This window comes from Burkholderia sp. L27(2015) (assembly GCF_009765705.1).
GTDB lineage: Bacteria > Pseudomonadota > Gammaproteobacteria > Burkholderiales > Burkholderiaceae > LMUX01.
The window spans coordinates 193,188-210,573 of the sequence record NZ_LMUX01000027.1; the positions used below are offsets into that span (position 1 = coordinate 193,188).

A 17,386-nucleotide genomic window follows, 5' to 3' on the forward strand; every position below is an offset into this window, starting at 1 on the left:
GGGAAATCCGCACGTGACCCACGGCTGATCCGCGCGGGAACCCATCCGACGCCTGCGCGGCATCGATTATGTCGAGCGTTGCTGGCCGCCTTAGATACAATGGGTCCTGCGTCGACTAAAGTGAGCTCGCCCGCGGCACCGGGGCGCACCGTGCCTTCTGGCGTTTCTGCACCAGACCTGCTTTGGACCTCCTTTGACTTTTGACCAACCGCCCGCTCTGAAGATCGTCAGCCCGGCCCAATCCGGTGTGACTGGCTCGCTGGTGCAGCTCTCGGGGCAGTGGACGGCGCTCGCACTGGCGCGCGACCTCGCTCGCGGCGGCATGACCACGCGGCTGCGACAAATCGATATCCGCCAGCAATTGCATTGGGACCTGACCGGCATCGAGCGTATCGACCACGTCGGCGGCCAGGCGATCTGGCAGGTATGGGGGCGAGCGCTACCGGTGCAGGTGCGACTGACGCCCACCCAGCAGGAAATTTTCAAGCGCATTGCCGAGTTGCAATCGCAGGTCGACTCAGTCGAATATCGGCCGGCGCCGGTTCCACGCATCGATCCCGTCACGAACCTGGGTTTGGGCATATTCAATTTCGCCGGGCATTTGTACGACGGCATTGCGATCCTGGGCGGTTTCATTTTCAATCTGCTGCGGATGCTGCGCAGCCCTGCCAAGGCGCCGTGGAAGGAAATCTCGTCGAACATCTATTCGACCGGCTCGCGCGCGATGCCCATCATCGCCGTCGTCGCGTTCCTGATCGGCGTGGTGCTGAGCTACCTATCGGCGCAGCAGCTCAAGGCTTATGGCGCAAGCACCTTCGTCGTCAATATCCTCGGTCTTTCGATCATTCGCGAGCTAGGGCCCGTGTTGGCAGCCATCTTGGTCGCGGGCCGCTCCGGCTCGGCGATCACCGCGGAGCTCGGGGTCATGCGGGTTACCGAAGAACTCGACGCGATGCGGGTCATGGGCATTTCCCACGGCATGCGGCTGATTCTGCCCCGCGTGCTGGCGCTGGCCATTGCGCTGCCCTTGCTCGTGGTGTGGACCGATATCGTGTCGCTGACTGGCGGCATGCTCGCGGCCCACTTCGGCCTCGATCTCGATTTCTCGTACTTCATTCAAGCGCTGCCCGGTGCCGTGCCGATTTCGAATTTCTGGATCGGCTTGGGCAAAGGCGCGGTGTTCGGCATGCTGATCGCCCTGACTGCCTGCCATTTCGGTTTTCGTATCAAGCCTAATTCGCAAAGCCTGGGCGAAGGCACGACCACCTCGGTGGTGGTCTCGATCACCGTGGTCATTCTGGCCGATGCGCTCTTTGCGATCGCGTTCCAGGGCGTGGGGTACAGCTAATGACAGTGACCGCCCCCGTGAGCTCCAGCCCGGCACTCGAAGCGCCGGACAAGGTGATCGAGATCCAGAACCTGATCAAGTGCTACGGCAGGAATATGATCCACGATCGCTTGAACCTGGATATCGTGCGCGGCGAAATCGTCGCGCTCGTGGGGGGCTCCGGTTCCGGCAAGACCACGCTGGTACGCCAGATCATCGGCCTGGAGCGCCCGACGTCCGGCACCATCAAGGTGTTCGGCGAAGATATCAGCAAGGTCGACGCCCCCACCGCGCGCTTGATGCGTTGCCGCTCGGGCATGCTGTTCCAGCAAGGCGCGTTGTTTTCGGCGATGAGCGTGTTCGACAACGTGGCGCAGCCGCTGCGCGAACTGGGGCGAGTGCCGGAATCGTTGCTGCGCGACATCGTGATGCTCAAGCTCGAAATGGTGGGCCTGCCGTTCAAGCACGCCAACAAAATGCCCGCGGCCTTGTCGGGTGGCATGGTCAAGCGCGTAGGCATCGCGCGCGCGATCGCGCTGGAGCCGGAGTTGCTGTTTCTGGACGAGCCGACAGCGGGCCTGGACCCGCAGTCGTCCGAAGAATTCGTCAATTTGATCGCCACCTTGCACCGCATGCTCGGCTTGACCGTGGTGATGGTGACGCACGATCTCGATACCACCGTTTCCTTGTCTACCCGGGTGGCCGTGCTGGCGGATCAGCGCGTGCTGATCTGCGCGCCCGTGGAGCAGGTGGCCAACGTTGATCATCCGTTCATCCGCGAATATTTTCTCGGCGCGCGGGGGCGACGCGCGTTGGAGGCGCTGCCGCCGGAGCGCCGTGCAACACTTTGCGCGGCGGCATTGGCGCCGGTGCGTTTGGCCTATCCTCCGGCACCCCCGGCGCAACACCCGACGCCTCCCGACAGCGGCATCAACCCGGGAACGCGCTCGACGCGATCAGGAATCGATGATGGAAAATAAATCACACGCATTCTGGGCTGGCTTATTCACGATCAGCCTTGGCTTGGCTGTGGTGCTGATCCTGTTCTGGTTCAATCGCGACCACTCCGAGCGGGTGCCCTACGATTTGATCGCGACCACCAATGTGACCGGGCTGGCCAATGACGCATCGGTGCGTTACCGGGGTCTCGGCGTCGGCCGGGTGGAGAGCATCAAGTTCGATCCTACCAATGCGGGGCAGATCATTATTCGCGTGATGGTGAATCGCGGGACGCCGGTCACGCATTCGACCTACGGCAGCCTGAGTTTTCAGGGCGTGACCGGGATCGCTTTCGTGCAACTCGACGACACGGGCGACGACAAACGGCCGCTGGCAACCTCGCCCAAGAACGTCGCCAGACTACCGCTCAACCCGGGCCTGCTGGAGCAATTGCAAAAGCGTGGCGAGGTGCTGTTGCGAGAAATGGAACTGGTGGCGCAGCATGTCGACAAGCTGACCGACGAGCAGACCCGTGACCAATTGCTGGCCATGGCGAAAAGCATACAAGTGACCGCCGATGCGGCACGTCCGGCCTTGGAGCAATTGCCGCACACGATCGATAAACTCGACCGCACGCTCGATTCGACCACTCAACTGATGATCGCGATGGGCAAGGATAACGGCCCGTTGGTGCGCAATCTGAACAAGGTCGGCCAGGCAGCCGACGACATCAATCGCGCGGTCCAGACCGTGTCCGACCGGGTCGCCGACGATACCTTGCCGCGCTTGAACGCCTTGTCCGATGACGTGCGTGCCGCCACGCGCTCGTTCAATCGCGCAACAGACTCACTGGGTTCCAATCCGCGCAGTTTCCTGTTCGGCAATCCGACGCCTGAACCCGGGCCGGGCGAGACGGGCTTCAAATGGCCGAACTCGCGGTCTTCCGCTCAACCCTGATTGGAGTCGTCATGGATCGCATAGCGTTGTCCTCGAAGCGTTCCGGCGCGCGCCGGCCGGCAAAGCGGGCGCTGGTCGCGGCTATCGCGTCGGTGTTGGTTGGCAGCCTTGCCGGCTGCATGAACACCGCCACCGTCGTGCAAAATCGATTCGATCTGGGCGAGCCGCCTGCGACACTCAGCACCGCGAGCGATGCCTTGCGTGTGGGCGTATTGGTTGTGCCCGATGTGCGCGCGCCATCGGATCTCGAGAACGATCGGATCAATTACCGCTTGAAGTATTTAAGCGATCTCGAGAGCCGCAGCTACACCACCAGCCACTGGTCGATGACACCTCCGCAAATGCTGACGCAGCGCCTACGCAACCAGCTTTCGCAGCACGGCGCAGTCATGTCCAATCTCGGTTCGACCGATGCGCCGGTGCTGCAAGTCGATTTGCTCAAGTTCGAGCAGGTGTTCGACCAGATCGGCGTCAGCCATGCAGTGATACGGCTCAGAGCCACGCTAAGCCGCGGTGGCACGGTGACGGGCCAGCACGATTTCGAGGCACAGGCGCCCGCGGCCACGGCCGACGCGGCCGGCGGCGCGCGGGCGTTGAGGCAGGCCACCGACGCGTCGATCGGATCGCTGATCCAATGGTTGGCGGCGCAGCCGCTGAAGTAAGTGCAAGAATGCGGCTGGATAGAAGTGGGGCCGATGCCGCACTCGTTATAATGAACTCACCGGACCCCGGCGGGTCAATTCGACTTGCCCAAGACTGTTTTACGATGGAATGCCATGAGCGCCTACTTTAAACACCATGTTTTCTTTTGCTTGAACCAGCGCGAAGGCAGCGACCGGCCCAGTTGCGCGGCCTGCGGCTCGGAGAAAATGCAGGAATACGCCAAACGTCGCGTCAAGCAGTTGGGACTGGCTGGCCCGGGCAAAGTGCGCATCAATAAATCGGGTTGCCTGGACCGCTGCGAGGAAGGTCCCGTCGTTGTCATCTATCCCGAAGGCACGTGGTACACCTATATCGACGAAGCCGATATCGACGAAATCGTCGATAGCCATCTGGTCCAGGGCAAGATTGTCGAACGCCTGCTGCTGCCGCAGTAAAGGCGCTGGGCATACTTCGCTGGGCATCTTACATATCTTACTGACCTGACTTATTTACCAGACTTAGGCATCACACTTTTTACCCGCGCTTCTTTTTTCGCGACCGATCCGAGACAATGAACGTACACACCGAGATTTACCTGATCGATGGTCCCGTGGGGGCCATCGAGGTCGCATTCGACTTGCCTGACGCGGCGCGCGCGCTGGCAGACCCTGCTGCGCAGGCCGGTGCGTTAAAGGGAATTGCCCTGGTTGCGCATCCGCATCCGCTGTTCGGCGGCTCGATGGACAACAAAGTCGCGCAAACCCTGGCCCGCACGCTGGCACAACTGGGTTACGCGGTATTTCGCTCGAATTTTCGCGGCGTCGGACGTACGGCCGGCACGCATGACGAAGGTATCGGCGAGCGTGACGACCTGCTGGCCGTGATCGCGCATGCCCGCACCCGGCCCGGGTTTGCCGAGTTGCCGCTGGTGCTGGCGGGTTTTTCATTCGGTACCTTTGTGATCTCGCACGTAGCACAGCAACTCGCGCAGGCCGGCACGCCCGCGCTACGCGTGATATTGGTCGCCACGGCCGCGAGCCGCTGGCAAGTGGCGGACGTGCCCGCCAACACCATCGTGATTCACGGCGAGACAGATGAGACGGTGCCGCTGCTATCCGTATTCGACTGGGCCAGGCCCCAGGAACTGCCGGTGATCGTGGTTCCGGGCGCCGAACATTTCTTTCACCGCAAGCTGCACCTGCTCAAACAAATCATTACCGATGCGTGGCGCGTATAATTTGCGCCGTTGTTCTTGACCTTCTCCAGTGAGCTTTCCCCGCCCGTTATGACTTTCCCCGTCGCATTTTCCCGTTCCGCCCTGCTTACCGCAGCCTTGACGTCTTACGTTTCGCTATTCTCGCTGCAGGCCGCGGCCCAGGTGCCGCCACCTGCCGTTACCGCCCGCTCCTGGGTGCTGATCGACGCGACGAGCAATCAGATTCTCGCCTCCGGAAACCCGGACGAACGGGTTGAACCCGCCTCGTTGACCAAGCTGGTGACCGCCTATCTGGTGTTCGAGGCGCTGGCCGACAAGAAGATCTCGATGGATCAGACGGTCTTGCCCAGCGACGCGGTGCGCCGTGTGCATACGGACGAGTCGCGCATGTTCATCGAGGCGAACAAGCCCGTCACCGTGCATGACCTGGTGTACGGCATGATCATTCAGTCGGGCAATGACGCCGCGATCGCACTGGCCGAACTGGTCGGCGGCAGCGAATCGAATTTCGTCACGATGATGAATGCGGCAGCCCTGAAAATGGGGATGACGCACACCCACTTTGCCGACGTGAACGGCATGCCCGATCCGCAGCACTACACGAGCGCCGGCGATCTGGGCATCGTATCGGCGCGTCTGATTCGCGATTTTCCCCAGTACTACGGGATCTTCTCGATCAAAGAATTTACCTACAACAAGATCAAGCAACCGAACCGCAACCGCCTGCTGTGGATCGATCCGACTGTCGACGGCTTGAAGACCGGCCATACCGAAGCCGCCGGCTATTGCCTGATTGCCTCGGCCAAACGTCCGTTGGCGGGAGCCGACGGCGTGGACCGCCGCCTCGTATCGGTGATGATGGGCGAACCGAGTGAGCACAACCGGGTGCAGGACAGCATGAAGATGCTGGAGTACGGTTACTCGGCTTATGACGAAGTGCGCCTCTTTCATGGCGGGCAGGCGCTGGCCACACCGCGCGTTTATAAAGGCACGGCAAGCCAGGTCAAAGTGGGCGTGCAGCTCGATCAATTCGTGACGGTTCCGAAGGGCGCCGCTGCCAAGACGAAGACCGCGTTCGCATTGAACGAACCGCTGATCGCACCGATTACGGTGGGCCAGCAAGTCGGTACGGCCAAAGTGATGTCGGACGACGGCAAGGAAATTGCCAGCGTGCCGGTGGTGGCACTCAACGCCGTGCCGCAAGCGGGTATTCTGGGCCGCTTGTGGGATTCGGCGCTGCTGATGTTCCAGAAGAAATAAGCCAGCAGAAAAGCGAGCAACAGTCCAGCAACAAGCCGACAGATAACCCGAAGAGCGATTCGGGTACTGAGGCGCACGTCAGGATCACGTTATGACCGAACAGGTGGTGTACTTAAATGGAGTTTGGGGGCCAGTTTCCGAGGCTCGCGTATCGGTGCTGGACCGAGGCTTTATTTTTGGCGACGGCATTTATGAAGTGGTGCCCGCGTATCACAGCGCCCAAGGGCCGCGGCCGTTCAGGCTGGAGCAGCATTTGCAGCGGCTTGCGCGCAGCCTGGCCAAGGTCGGCATCGCGGATCCGCACAGCCCGGCTCAGTGGCGCGAGCTGATCGGCCAGGCGCTGGCGGCCAATCCGTCGCTCGATCCGGAGGTGCCCGACAGCCTTGTGTATCTGCAGGTGACGCGCGGCGTCGCCAAACGTGCCCATGCGTTTCCGGCGCACGTCACGCCGACCGTGTTTGCGATGGTCACGCCGCTCAATCTGCCTAGCGCTGCGCAGCGCGAACGCGGCGTCGCGGTCGTGGTGGCCGACGACAAGCGCTGGCTGCACTGCGATATCAAGTCGACCTCGCTGCTCGGCAACGTGTTGATGGCGCAGCACGCGGCCGAGAACGATGTGCTGGAGACAATCCAGTTGCGCGACGGTTATCTGACCGAGGCGTCGTCGTCTAATGTTTGGGTGGTACGACAAGGGCGCTTGTTGGCGCCGCCGCGTAGCAACTTGATTCTGGAAGGCATACGCTATGCATTGGTCGAGGAACTCTGCGTAGCGGCGGACATACCCTTCGAAGCCCGTGCAATCAGCGAAGCGGAATTGCGCAGTGCCGATGAAATCATCCTCAGCTCGGCGTCCAAGGAAGTGGTGCCGGTCGCGCTCATCGACGGCGTTGCAGTGGGGACGGGTCGGCCGGGGCCGGTATTTAAGGCGCTGTATGACGGCTATCAGCAGATGAAGGCGCGCTCGGCCCAAGCCTGAAAAGGAGAAATGTCATGACTACCGACAGTACCGATACCAGTGCGATCGACGCATTGTTTGATTTTCCGTGCGATTTCCCGATCAAGGTGATGGGCAAGAGCCATCCGGAATTCGCCGGTGCCGTAACCGAGGTGATACTGCAATTCGATGCTGAGTTCGATGCCGGCACGATGGAAGTGCGGCCGTCCAGCGGGGGCAACTACACAGGGCTGACCTGCACCGTGCGCGCCATCAACCGCGCGCATCTCGACGATATTTACCGTGCGCTCACCGCGCACCCGATGGTCAAGGTCGTCATGTAATGATAGTCGGCGCGGGGGCGGCTTGTGCGCGCCGCCGGCCGCTTTTCGGTACACTTGCGCGATGGAATCCGAATTTCCCGCCAACTCTCCTGTCTTGCCCATAGTGTTGCGCCGGCGTGGCGTAGAAGACTACGCCGCCAGCTTCGACGCAATGCGTGCCTTTACCGACTCACGTACAGCCGATACGCCCGACGAATTGTGGCTGGTCGAGCATCCGCCGGTCTATACGCTGGGGCTGGCCGGCGACCCGGCGCACCTGCTCAATCCGAATAGCGCCATCCCGCTGGTCAAGGTCGACCGAGGGGGGCAAATCACTTACCACGGCCCGGGCCAGGTGGTGGCTTACCTGCTGCTCGATCTGCGCCGCCGCCAACTGACGGTGCGCGAATTGGTGCGCCGGATCGAGCAGGCGGCGATCGATACGCTCGCGGCGTATAATTTGGCCAGCGAACGCAAGGCCGGCGCGCCCGGCATTTATCTGACGCAGGACTTTGCGCCTGCACGTTATGCCGGCGCCAAGATAGCCGCGCTGGGATTGAAAATTCGCAAAGGCTGCAGTTATCACGGCGTAAGTCTGAATGTCAGTATGGATTTGCGTCCGTTTCTACAGATTAACCCTTGCGGTTATGCGGGTTTGCAGACGGTCGATATGGCCAGCCTCGGCATCGAGGCCGACTGGAACGATGCGGCGCTCACGCTTGCCGAGCAACTGGCCGTGCAGTTTTGCGGCACTGCGGCGGCGTTGCAGGCACCTGTTGTCGAGATCGAAGCTGTCTGAAAACTTGCGGCCAGGCTCATGGTGGGCTGCGGCGGATGCAAGAAAATGGAATTGATATGACCGAAGCACATACCGGTACCGTGACTGAAACAATCGCGGCCGACGGCACTGCCTACGACGCTACTGCCAAGCAGAAATCGCAGGCCAAGACGGCACGCATTCCGATCAAGATCATCCCGGCGGAAAAGCTCAAGAAGCCCGATTGGATCCGCGTGAAAGCGGCGACCGGCAGTTCGCGCTTCAATGAAATCAAACAGATTTTGCGCGAACATCAGTTGCACACGGTGTGCGAGGAAGCGAGCTGTCCGAATATCGGCGAATGCTTCGGCAAGGGCACGGCGACCTTCATGATCATGGGCGACAAGTGCACGCGTCGTTGCCCGTTTTGCGATGTCGGGCACGGTCGGCCGGATCCGCTTGACGTCAATGAGCCGGAAAACCTCGCGAAGACCATCGCGGCGCTCAGGCTCAAATATGTGGTGATTACCAGCGTGGATCGCGACGATTTGCGCGATGGTGGCGCGGCTCACTTCGTCGAATGTATTCGACGTGTGCGCGAGCTGTCGCCGCAGACGCGCATCGAAATCTTGACGCCCGATTTCCGCGGACGGCTCGATCGCGCGTTGGAAATTCTTACGGCAGCGCCGCCCGATGTGATGAACCATAACCTGGAAACGGTGCCGCGCTTGTATCGTGAAGCGCGGCCGGGTTCGGATTATCAGCATTCGCTGAACTTGCTCAAGCAGTTCAAGGCGTCGCATCCGGAAGTCGCGACCAAGTCGGGGTTGATGGTGGGCTTGGGTGAGACCGAGGAAGAGATTCTTCAGGTGATGCGCGACTTGCGCGCTCATGACGTCAACATGCTGACGATAGGTCAGTACCTGCAGCCGTCGGAGCATCATTTGCCGGTGCGCAGTTATGTGCATCCGGACGTGTTCAAGATGTATGAGGCCGAAGCTAACAAGATGGGCTTCACGCATGCAGCAGTGGGTGCGATGGTACGTTCAAGCTATCACGCTGATGTGCAGGCGTTTGAAGCGGGTGTGATAGACAACGTTATTTGAAAATATCGTTCAGATTTACAGAATTATCTGAAAATTTGTGGTGATATTTGATAATTTCCGCGACCAAAGATGCTCCTGAAAAACCATCTTTATCCATATAAATCAATGGCTTGATATGATTGTGCCGCTTGAGGCGGCTAAATATCGATGGTGACGGCGATGCATCGAGATATTGTCAACTAGGATTGACCCAATCCGTGGGCTCGTGTGCGGTCCGGGTAGTGGCGAATCGATCGATTCGCCCTGTTCAAAAAATGAACGTATAGAAACCTGTCCATGGCCGAGGTGACGTCGAGTAGAGATTTCAAGCTTCTCACTTTCCCTACAGGAACTTGGCGCGTCGCATGGCTCGGTGATGTAGCGTTCCATTATCAGACGCGGCTTTATACACAGCCCACGATATCCGTGACGCTCGAGTCGATTGGTCACGCCACGGTTAAACAGAATCTAGTTGATACGGTAGTCCCGGTAGGCGAGCTGTCCGGAATTCCCATCGATTCGATCTGGGCTGATGGCAGGAAAGTATCGCCATACGATGTCTCGGTGACGAACATCGAAGAAATAAAAATCGATCCAACATCTGCTATCGCTGTAAGGGCTGGCGCCAGCGATAACGGTGCCGTGACTGGAAATTACTGGCTTCCGTTTGCCGCTCACCCCTACCATCGCGCTCATACTGAATCGTGGTGCATGCGATTCATGTATAGCGGCGCGATCGTGTTGATCCCAATGCTTGAGTTGGTCAGATTCTATTTCGGATCGTCTAGCAATCTTCTCAAGCGCGTCGTTTGTGGCATCTTCCGGGCTGATCGGTTATGGACTGCTGAGCAATTCGATTCTGTGACCGGGCTGTTGATTTACTGAGATGGACCCGGCGCCCCTTCGGGGAGGCGCGTTACATACTGAATGTCGTCTTCACCAGACAACATCAGGAGGTTCATCATGGAAATCGATATTCTCGGCATTGATCTAGCCAAGCACGTCTTCCAGTTACATGGCGCTGAGCGCAGTGGGCGGGCCGTCCACCGCTCCAAAGTCGGTCGTGGCGCATTAATCGAGACCGTTCACAAGCTTCGTCCCCGAATCGTCGCGATGGAGGCTTGCAGTTCAGCCCACCACTGGGCACGTCGCTTTATAGCATTGGGTATCGAAGTGCGGCTTATAAGCCCCCAATATGTGTCGCCGTTCGTGAAGACGAATAAGAACGACCGTAACGACGCTGAGGCCATTGTCGAAGCCGTCTCTCGGCCCACAATGCGCTTTGTTAGCATTAAATCGGTCGAGCAAGAGGATATTCAAGCCGTGCATCGGATGCGTGCGATTCTGGTCCGCCAGCGCACGGCTATCATCAATCAAATTCGGGGTTTGCTGGCAGAGCGCGGCTTGGTCACTGCACGCTCGCCACAAGCATTCAAGCGTGCGATACCGATCTCGTTGGGCAATGAGGGCTCTGAACTCACCGCCTTCTGCCAGGCACTGCTCACCGAGATGTTGCAACATCTCCAGGCATTGGAAGCACGAATTCATTGGCTTGAAGTGTCGATCAAGGAGTTCGTGAAGAATTCCGAGTTGTGTCGCAAGATCACCGCTGTCGAGGGCGTTGGTCCGCTTACTGCAACCGCTATTGTCGGCGCCATCGGCGACGCCAAACAGTTCTCCAACGGCCGCCATTTAGCTGCATGGTTGGGCTTGGTGCCTCGCCAGTACTCCTCGGGTGGGAAAGCCCGTTTGCAGGGCATTAGCAAGCGAGGCGATACCTATTTGCGAACGCTCTTGATTCATGGCGCAAGAACTGTTTTGCAATACGCGGGAGCTAAGACGGATAAACGAAGCCGCTGGCTGCAGCAATTGATTGCCCGACGTGGCTACAATTGCGCGGCGGTGGCCCTAGCCAACAAGAACGCGCGGATTCTTCAAGTTTTATTAAGCAGCGACGCGGCGTATCGGCCGGCGGCAGCATGAACGTACGATAGATTGAGATTGGTGTTTCATCCAGCGCAGGTTTGCGTAGCTCTTATAGGTGATGACGAAATTGGTAGAACCAGCATCCTGAAACCTGCCTTCAGTGCCGGCTGAGTAGGCTCAAGCCGATGATTTGCTCAGGATAGGGTGCGCGGATCTCATCGAGGCTGCGGGCGTGCTTCGGCAACTGCCCACAAGCAAGCCGAATACATGCATGCAGACCATTTCCAGTCACCACACAGAGCTTGCAAAACGCGTCGGGTCCATACATGCACCGAAGCCTGACCCACTAAGACCAGTTGGGTTAGGATTCCATGCAAAACAACACTAACCTGGCCGAAACCCGGCACGCCTTGTCGACTCATCAGCAAGCGGCCAATTCAAAACCTGCCGAATCGGCGCTATGATCTAGCGCTGTCACCTTTACCGGGTGGCTATTCATCGCCACCCCTCTTTGAATGTCCTTTTGTTAGGTAATCAATGCATGCGTTGCCCGCATCACCGGCCCGACACTGGCTGAATTTACGCCGGTTGCATACCTATTGTGCGACGCTAATCATTGCATTCACGATCTACGGATTGCGTAGCGCATGGCAGGCCTGGCGCATATACGGCCAACCGAACGGTTTCGATTTCGTAACATTCTGGGCCGCATCGCGCCTTACACTTAATGGCACGCCGCTCGAAGCGTACTCCCGCGAAGCCATCACCCACGTTGCGCGGAGCGCGATGCCCCATATCTCAGTGCCAGGAGCGTGGTCTTACCCACCGAACTTCCTGCTACTGGTCGAGCCGCTCTCGCTGTTGCCCTGTCCTATTGCCTATCCGATTTTCATTTTCGTCACCTCGGCGATTTTCGTTCTTCTGCTTCGCCGGGTGCTGCCGATGCGCCAAGCGTGGCTACCGATCCTCGCCTTTCCCGGTATCTGGCTCAATGCGGGGTATGGACAGAACGGATGCCTGACAGCCGCCCTGGTGCTGGGCGCATTCCTATTGCTGAAGAAGCGGCCGGTACTGGCGGGGGTATGTATCGGCATGTTGTCGATCAAGCCGCATCTCGCGATCCTGTTTCCCATTGCGCTCGCATGTGCGGGTATGTGGACCACATTCATCGCGGCGGCTGCAACGGTTGTATTGTTCGTCGGCGCATCGGTCGCCATGTTTGGGATGGCCGTGCTGCCCGCGTTTCTGCATGGACTGAGCGAAGCTAACGGCCACCTCGCCAACGGCGTGCTGCCGTGGGCAGAGACCGCGAGCCTGTTCACAGCGCTGCGTGGACTCCACGTCGCGGCCTTGCCTGCTTACGTGGCCCAGGCATGCGTGGCCGTCGCGGCGACAGGCACCGTTGCCTGGGTATGGCTGAGATCCCGCGAATTGGACGTGCGTGCCATGGCACTGGTCGCCGGGACGTTCTTGGTGAGCCCATACATCTACAACTACGATGCGGTATGGCTGGGCGCACCGATCGCACTATTTACCGCCCGCGCGCTGCGCGAGGGATGGCAGCGATGGGAGCGCGAGATATTGTGCGTCGCGTGGCTTTATCCCACGCTGGGTTCGATCACTGGACATCTGTGGAACGTGGGTTTTGGACCGTTGGTTTTCATGGCACTGATGTTCGTGGCTGTGCGGCGCACGCGCCAGGAGATGAGCGCGGCCGCCGTCGCGAATCAATCATTAGTGGGCACAAACCTCGGGTCTTAAATAGTGCAACGCTCTGCCTAGCTCAGCTATCCGTAAAAACATTCTTACGTATCGACCCATGCACCCCCCAATTGGCATCGACCACCTGGGTAACGCCGAAGTCCGCCGCGACAGACATCAGCGCGATCGCCTCATCTTCGCTCAGATGGTGCACAGTCATCAGAAAGCGCCGCAGCTTGCGAAATGCGTCGCGCATGGCCTTGTCGACACTGCCATGCTGCGCCACCTCGACTTGCGCGTTGGGCCCGAGTTCAGCCAGGTAATTCGGAAAGGTAAAGCCGTAGACAGACCATTGCTCATCCGTTTCCAGCAGAGGATGAGTCAAGCCCTCCATGATGGTGCCCCCCAAGTCGCACTGCTTATGCAGTACGAACTCGAAATCGCCGGTCAGCGAGGTCTCGATGGCGGTGCCGCCTAGTTCGCTGTCGCCTTGCGCCGCGTGCGGATCACCCACCGAAAAGAACGCGCCTTCGACCGCGACCGGGTAATACATCCGCGCCCCCTTGCCGACCCGCCAGTCGTCGATATTGCCGCCGGTGTAGCTGGGCGGGATCGAACTGACATAGTCCGACTCCGAGGGTGCCAGCCCCATCGTTCCGAAATGCAGGCGTGCCGGGACCTTGACGTTGCGCAGAATGTTCTCGCGCTTGCGCACGAGCGTATGGTCCACCTTTACACCGGGGTAGTCGATCATCGAATGAACAATGCCATCGGGATCAGTCTGCGGCGTCCAGACATAGTTATAGACGGCGCGTGCGTAGGGTTCACCGGACGTGTCGAGTTCGAAGATGGTGATGACTTCGCGAGGCTTGGGCTCCTCGATCAGGTCGTGATAATGGAAGCCCCATGAAGCGGCCGCATTCGAGCCGAAGCAGCGCCCGGCGTGACACGCATGGCAACTGGGTCGCGGGCGCACGTCCAAAATGCGAACCTCCAGCACGTCGCCGGGTTCAGCCCCTTCGATTGCCACCGGGCCGGTCAGCAAATGCACGCCGATCCCTTCGCCCGAGCCGAGTTTGAACGGGCCCTCCGTGGGGCCAGCGCCGCGCCGCGATACCGCCTTGTGCTCGCGGGTCCAGTGAAAGACGCTTTCGGCGCCGGGGTCGCCGGAGATCATGCGTTCGTGGTCGTCATTCGCGTGGTGAGTCAGTGTCTCGATCGTGGCCCGGTCGCCGGACTTCAGCGTTAGAGCGGGCGCGACCTTCTTGCTGAAGTATCCCCAATGCACGGTATCGGACGACACGGGAAGGATGTGATGCTTCATGTTTGGACCTCGTGATGCGCCGCGCGCGTCGCGCACAGCGGTTCTGAAATAGGTAGACGCGGACGGATCGGGCTCGATTTCAAGAGCTCTTGACGACGGCCCGATCGCTGCATCGTGCTGACTCATCTTCCTGACGGCGGCGTGCGGATTGCCGCTCACTTGTTGCAACGCACTTATGGCGCGACTTCCAGCCTGCTGTCGGCCCCCATCACGCTAAGGAATTTGGCCGTCAACGGATGGCGTGGCTGCGTCAGCACCTCATGCGCCGGACCTTCTTCGACCACCGATCCGCCGCTGAGGAACACGACGCGATCGGCCACTTCGTCGGCGAAGCGCAACTGGTGCGTGGAGATGATCATCGTCAGCCCGTCTTCGATCGCCAGTCGTTGGATCACATCGAGCACTTCGCCGACCAACTCCGGATCCAACGCGGAAGTCGGTTCATCGAGCAGCAGTACCCGAGGGTTCGGCGCCAGGGCGCGCGCAATGGCTACGCGTTGCTGCTGTCCGCCGGACAGATGCCGGGGCAACGCGTCGGCGCGATGACTGAGGCCGACACGCTCCAGCAGCTCGCGTGCCCGTCGATCGGCGTCCGCGGGCGCCATGCCGTGCACCCAGCGCAACGGGCCGGCCACGTTCTCGCGTGCGCTCAGGTGGCTGAACAGGTTGAATTGCTGGAACACCATGCCGACGCCCACGCTGGCGCGTTCGTTTGCCAGCTCGTGTTGGTTGGACGGCCGCCCGTCGACGCGAAAACCGATGCGCCGCCCTTCGACGCGGATATCGCCTGAGTCCCAGCTCTCAAGATGGTTGATACAGCGCAGCAGCGTGCTCTTGCCCGACCCACTGGGCCCAAGCAGCGCGACGACCTCTCCGGTACGGATCGTAAGATCGAACCCATCGAGCACGATCTGCTCACCGTAGCGCTTTTTCAAGCCACGCACTTGCACCGCTGGGCCTTCACTCGCGAGTGCGGCGTAGCGTTTGGCCCGATCGGGCATCGGTGCTCTGGCGATAGTCGGTGGCGGCTCGTCCGATGTATGTACGGACGATGCCTGCGTTAGCGGCGTTAGCGATGTCGCCAACTCGGCCGAAGCCGTTGCCTTCGACCTCGCAGCAACGCTGAAGTTATCCCGCGCAAACAAACGCGCAAAAAGTTGCTTGAAGCGATTCGGCGACGTTGGCCGGTCGAGATCGAGCGCACCTTCGACGAATAACTGGATCACACTGATCGCGCCAGTCAACAACAGGTAAATCAGGCCGGACGCAAAGAAGATCGAGAAGAAGTCGAACGTCGACGAAGCCAACTGCGTGCTGCGCAGTGTCAACTCGTCGACGGCGATCACCGAAGCCAGCGACGAATTCTTCAACGCGCTGACCGACTCGTTGCCAAGCGCCGGCACCATCGTGCGTATCGCCTGAGGCGCTATCACGCGGCGCATCAGCACCCAGGGCGTCATCCCCAGTGCTTGGCCCGCGACAACTTGGCCGCGGTCGACACCCAGCACGCCGGAGCGCAGAATCTCCGCGATGAATGGCCCTTCGTTGGCCGCCAGGGCGAGACCCGCCGCGGCCATCGCGCTCAACTTCAGGCCGATGTGCGGCAAGGCATCGTAAGCAAAAACCAATTGAAGAATCAGCGGCGTGCCGCGAAAGATCACCGTATAGCCGCGAGCGATCGCGGCCAGTGGCCCGACGCGACTGAGCTGCATACTCGCCAACACCAGTCCTACCAACACTCCGCCTGCCAGACCCAACCCAGTGACCGCGACCGTGAAGCCGATGCCCTTAAGCAGGTAAGGCAGACCAAGATAGTGCAAAAAAAGATTCATTAGTTCGACACGATAAGCTTGGGTGTTTCGAGGTTTTCTGCGCCCAGCGCCCACTTGTTAAGCAGTTGCGTCTGGATGCCGGCCTTCTGGATTGCGACCAGTGCGGCCATGACGGCGGCGCGGAACTCCGGCTTGTCCTTGGGCACGGCGATGCCGACCGAATAGGGCAGCGTTACGGCAGTTGCCTTAGCGAGCTTGTCCGGAAAGGCCTTGACCGCCTGGTCCACCGTATTGACGTCATTGACGTAGGTATCGGCGCGGCCGGCCAGGATTGCCTGAATGGCGTTGGCGTTGTTGTCATAGAGTTGCACCGAGGCTTCCGGTTTGCCCGCGGCCTTGCACGCCGGCCCGAGATTCTGGATCAGCGGCACTTCTACATAGCCGGTGTTCTCCGCCGCCGCATCGCCGCACATCGTTGTGTTGATGCCGGTAATCTTCTTCGGGTTGCCCTTCACGACCAGAACGCCGTCGAACACTTTGGAATAGGTGATGAAGTCGGCTGCCTTGGCGCGGTCCTCGGTCGCATAGATGTCGGAGATCACGATATCGGCTTGGCCGCTTTGCAGGGTGGTCAACAAGGCCGCGAACGTGACGGGCGTGTAGCTCATGGTGGCGCCCAGGCAACTGGCGATCGTGTCGCCCAGATCGACGTCGAAGCCGATGTATTTGCTCGGGTCGTTGGGGTCGAGCGCTTCGTAGCCCGGCGTGTGCGGGTTGATTGCGTTGATCAGCGTCTTACCCTTGAATTGCGGGTACTTCGCCTGCAAGGCTGTGCACTCGGCCGGTACCGCCGACGTCGCCGCTTGGGCGCGCCCCGAGATCAAAAACACCATCAGGCAGACGCAGCCGAACACGGCCAGGCGCCAACGCCCGATAGCCCTGTTTGCGGTCCGGAAGCTTTGCCCGTAGTCGAAAAGGTTGGTGTGCATCGGAAAACTCCTAAGCGGCTGATGACAATGGCCTGCACCGCGCGGGCCGTGTTGCATCGCACAGGTAGGAGCGTAGGTGAAGGAAATTCCGGGGGCTTGTCTTGAAACGCACAAATGCTTGCACGAGGGTGCACGTCGGGGTGCGGGTCATCCGCTCGGGGTGCAATTCGACGAAACGGAGGGGACGTTGGTCGGCCAACGAAGGCGGGGGGCGTTGGTCGGCCAACGAAAGCA

At 60.0% G+C, this 17,386-nt stretch carries 17 protein-coding genes; 14 read left to right on the top strand and 3 right to left on the bottom strand.

Features of this window, described 5'->3' with window-relative positions; translation table 11 throughout:
* Positions 1-217: 217 nt before the first annotated feature.
* The 14 genes from GSQ77_RS28620 to GSQ77_RS28685 all read left to right on the top strand — a co-directional run bounded on the left by GSQ77_RS28620 (position 218) and on the right by GSQ77_RS28685 (position 13,127).
* Complete coding sequence (locus GSQ77_RS28620; RefSeq protein ID WP_254067885.1) at positions 218-1,348, top strand: ABC transporter permease; 1,131 nt, start codon at positions 218-220, stop codon at positions 1,346-1,348.
* On the top strand, positions 1,348-2,307 hold the full coding sequence (locus GSQ77_RS28625) for an ABC transporter ATP-binding protein (RefSeq protein ID WP_158907459.1): 960 nt from the start codon (positions 1,348-1,350) through the stop codon (positions 2,305-2,307). Before GSQ77_RS28620 ends, GSQ77_RS28625 begins: the two co-directional genes overlap by 1 nt.
* Positions 2,297-3,223: an MlaD family protein gene (locus GSQ77_RS28630; protein ID WP_158907461.1), complete on the top strand. Its 927-nt coding sequence runs from the start codon at positions 2,297-2,299 to the stop codon at positions 3,221-3,223. The genes GSQ77_RS28625 and GSQ77_RS28630 overlap by 11 nt, the downstream gene beginning before the upstream one ends.
* Positions 3,224-3,234: 11 nt before the next feature.
* The gene (locus GSQ77_RS28635; RefSeq protein ID WP_158907463.1) at positions 3,235-3,885 is read left to right on the top strand and encodes an ABC-type transport auxiliary lipoprotein family protein; all 651 of its coding nucleotides are present in this window, start codon (positions 3,235-3,237) and stop codon (positions 3,883-3,885) included.
* A 114-nt stretch (positions 3,886-3,999) separates the two neighbouring features.
* Positions 4,000-4,320 carry a ferredoxin gene (locus GSQ77_RS28640; RefSeq protein WP_158907465.1) on the top strand — a complete coding sequence of 107 codons (321 nt, stop codon included), beginning with the start codon at positions 4,000-4,002 and terminating at the stop codon, positions 4,318-4,320.
* 116 nt (positions 4,321-4,436) lie between these two features.
* Positions 4,437-5,102, top strand: coding sequence for an alpha/beta hydrolase (locus GSQ77_RS28645; RefSeq protein ID WP_158907467.1), 666 nt, complete (start codon positions 4,437-4,439; stop codon positions 5,100-5,102).
* 48 nt (positions 5,103-5,150) lie between these two features.
* Positions 5,151-6,341: a D-alanyl-D-alanine carboxypeptidase family protein gene (locus GSQ77_RS28650; RefSeq protein WP_158907469.1), complete on the top strand. Its 1,191-nt coding sequence runs from the start codon at positions 5,151-5,153 to the stop codon at positions 6,339-6,341.
* A gap of 91 nt (positions 6,342-6,432) precedes the next feature.
* Positions 6,433-7,317: a D-amino acid aminotransferase gene (locus GSQ77_RS28655; RefSeq protein ID WP_158907471.1), complete on the top strand. Its 885-nt coding sequence runs from the start codon at positions 6,433-6,435 to the stop codon at positions 7,315-7,317.
* A gap of 14 nt (positions 7,318-7,331) precedes the next feature.
* Positions 7,332-7,619, top strand: a complete 288-nt coding sequence (locus GSQ77_RS28660; RefSeq protein WP_158907473.1) for a DUF493 family protein — start codon at positions 7,332-7,334, stop codon at positions 7,617-7,619.
* Between the two features lie 61 nt (positions 7,620-7,680).
* Positions 7,681-8,397, top strand: coding sequence for a lipoyl(octanoyl) transferase LipB (gene lipB / locus GSQ77_RS28665; protein WP_158907474.1), 717 nt, complete (start codon positions 7,681-7,683; stop codon positions 8,395-8,397).
* 56 nt (positions 8,398-8,453) lie between these two features.
* The gene (gene lipA, locus GSQ77_RS28670) at positions 8,454-9,461 is read left to right on the top strand and encodes a lipoyl synthase (protein WP_158907476.1); all 1,008 of its coding nucleotides are present in this window, start codon (positions 8,454-8,456) and stop codon (positions 9,459-9,461) included.
* 276 nt (positions 9,462-9,737) lie between these two features.
* On the top strand, positions 9,738-10,325 hold the full coding sequence (locus GSQ77_RS28675) for a hypothetical protein (RefSeq protein WP_158907478.1): 588 nt from the start codon (positions 9,738-9,740) through the stop codon (positions 10,323-10,325).
* Positions 10,326-10,403: 78 nt separating this feature from the next.
* Positions 10,404-11,423 carry an IS110 family transposase gene (locus GSQ77_RS28680; RefSeq protein WP_158907480.1) on the top strand — a complete coding sequence of 340 codons (1,020 nt, stop codon included), beginning with the start codon at positions 10,404-10,406 and terminating at the stop codon, positions 11,421-11,423.
* Positions 11,424-12,152: 729 nt separating this feature from the next.
* Positions 12,153-13,127, top strand: a complete 975-nt coding sequence (locus GSQ77_RS28685) for a glycosyltransferase family 87 protein (RefSeq protein ID WP_158907482.1) — start codon at positions 12,153-12,155, stop codon at positions 13,125-13,127.
* A 22-nt stretch (positions 13,128-13,149) separates the two neighbouring features.
* On the opposite strand, the gene GSQ77_RS28690 is transcribed toward GSQ77_RS28685, so the two are convergent.
* From GSQ77_RS28690 to GSQ77_RS28700, 3 genes are all read right to left on the bottom strand, one after another.
* Positions 13,150-14,391, bottom strand: coding sequence for an acetamidase/formamidase family protein (locus GSQ77_RS28690; RefSeq protein WP_158907484.1), 1,242 nt, complete (start codon positions 14,389-14,391; stop codon positions 13,150-13,152).
* A gap of 173 nt (positions 14,392-14,564) precedes the next feature.
* Positions 14,565-16,223: an amino acid ABC transporter permease/ATP-binding protein gene (locus GSQ77_RS28695; protein WP_158907485.1), complete on the bottom strand. Its 1,659-nt coding sequence runs from the start codon at positions 16,221-16,223 to the stop codon at positions 14,565-14,567.
* A complete protein-coding gene (locus GSQ77_RS28700; protein ID WP_158907487.1) occupies positions 16,223-17,152 on the bottom strand; it encodes an ABC transporter substrate-binding protein in 930 nt (309 codons plus the stop codon). Before GSQ77_RS28700 ends, GSQ77_RS28695 begins: the two co-directional genes overlap by 1 nt.
* Positions 17,153-17,386: the final 234 nt, after the last annotated feature.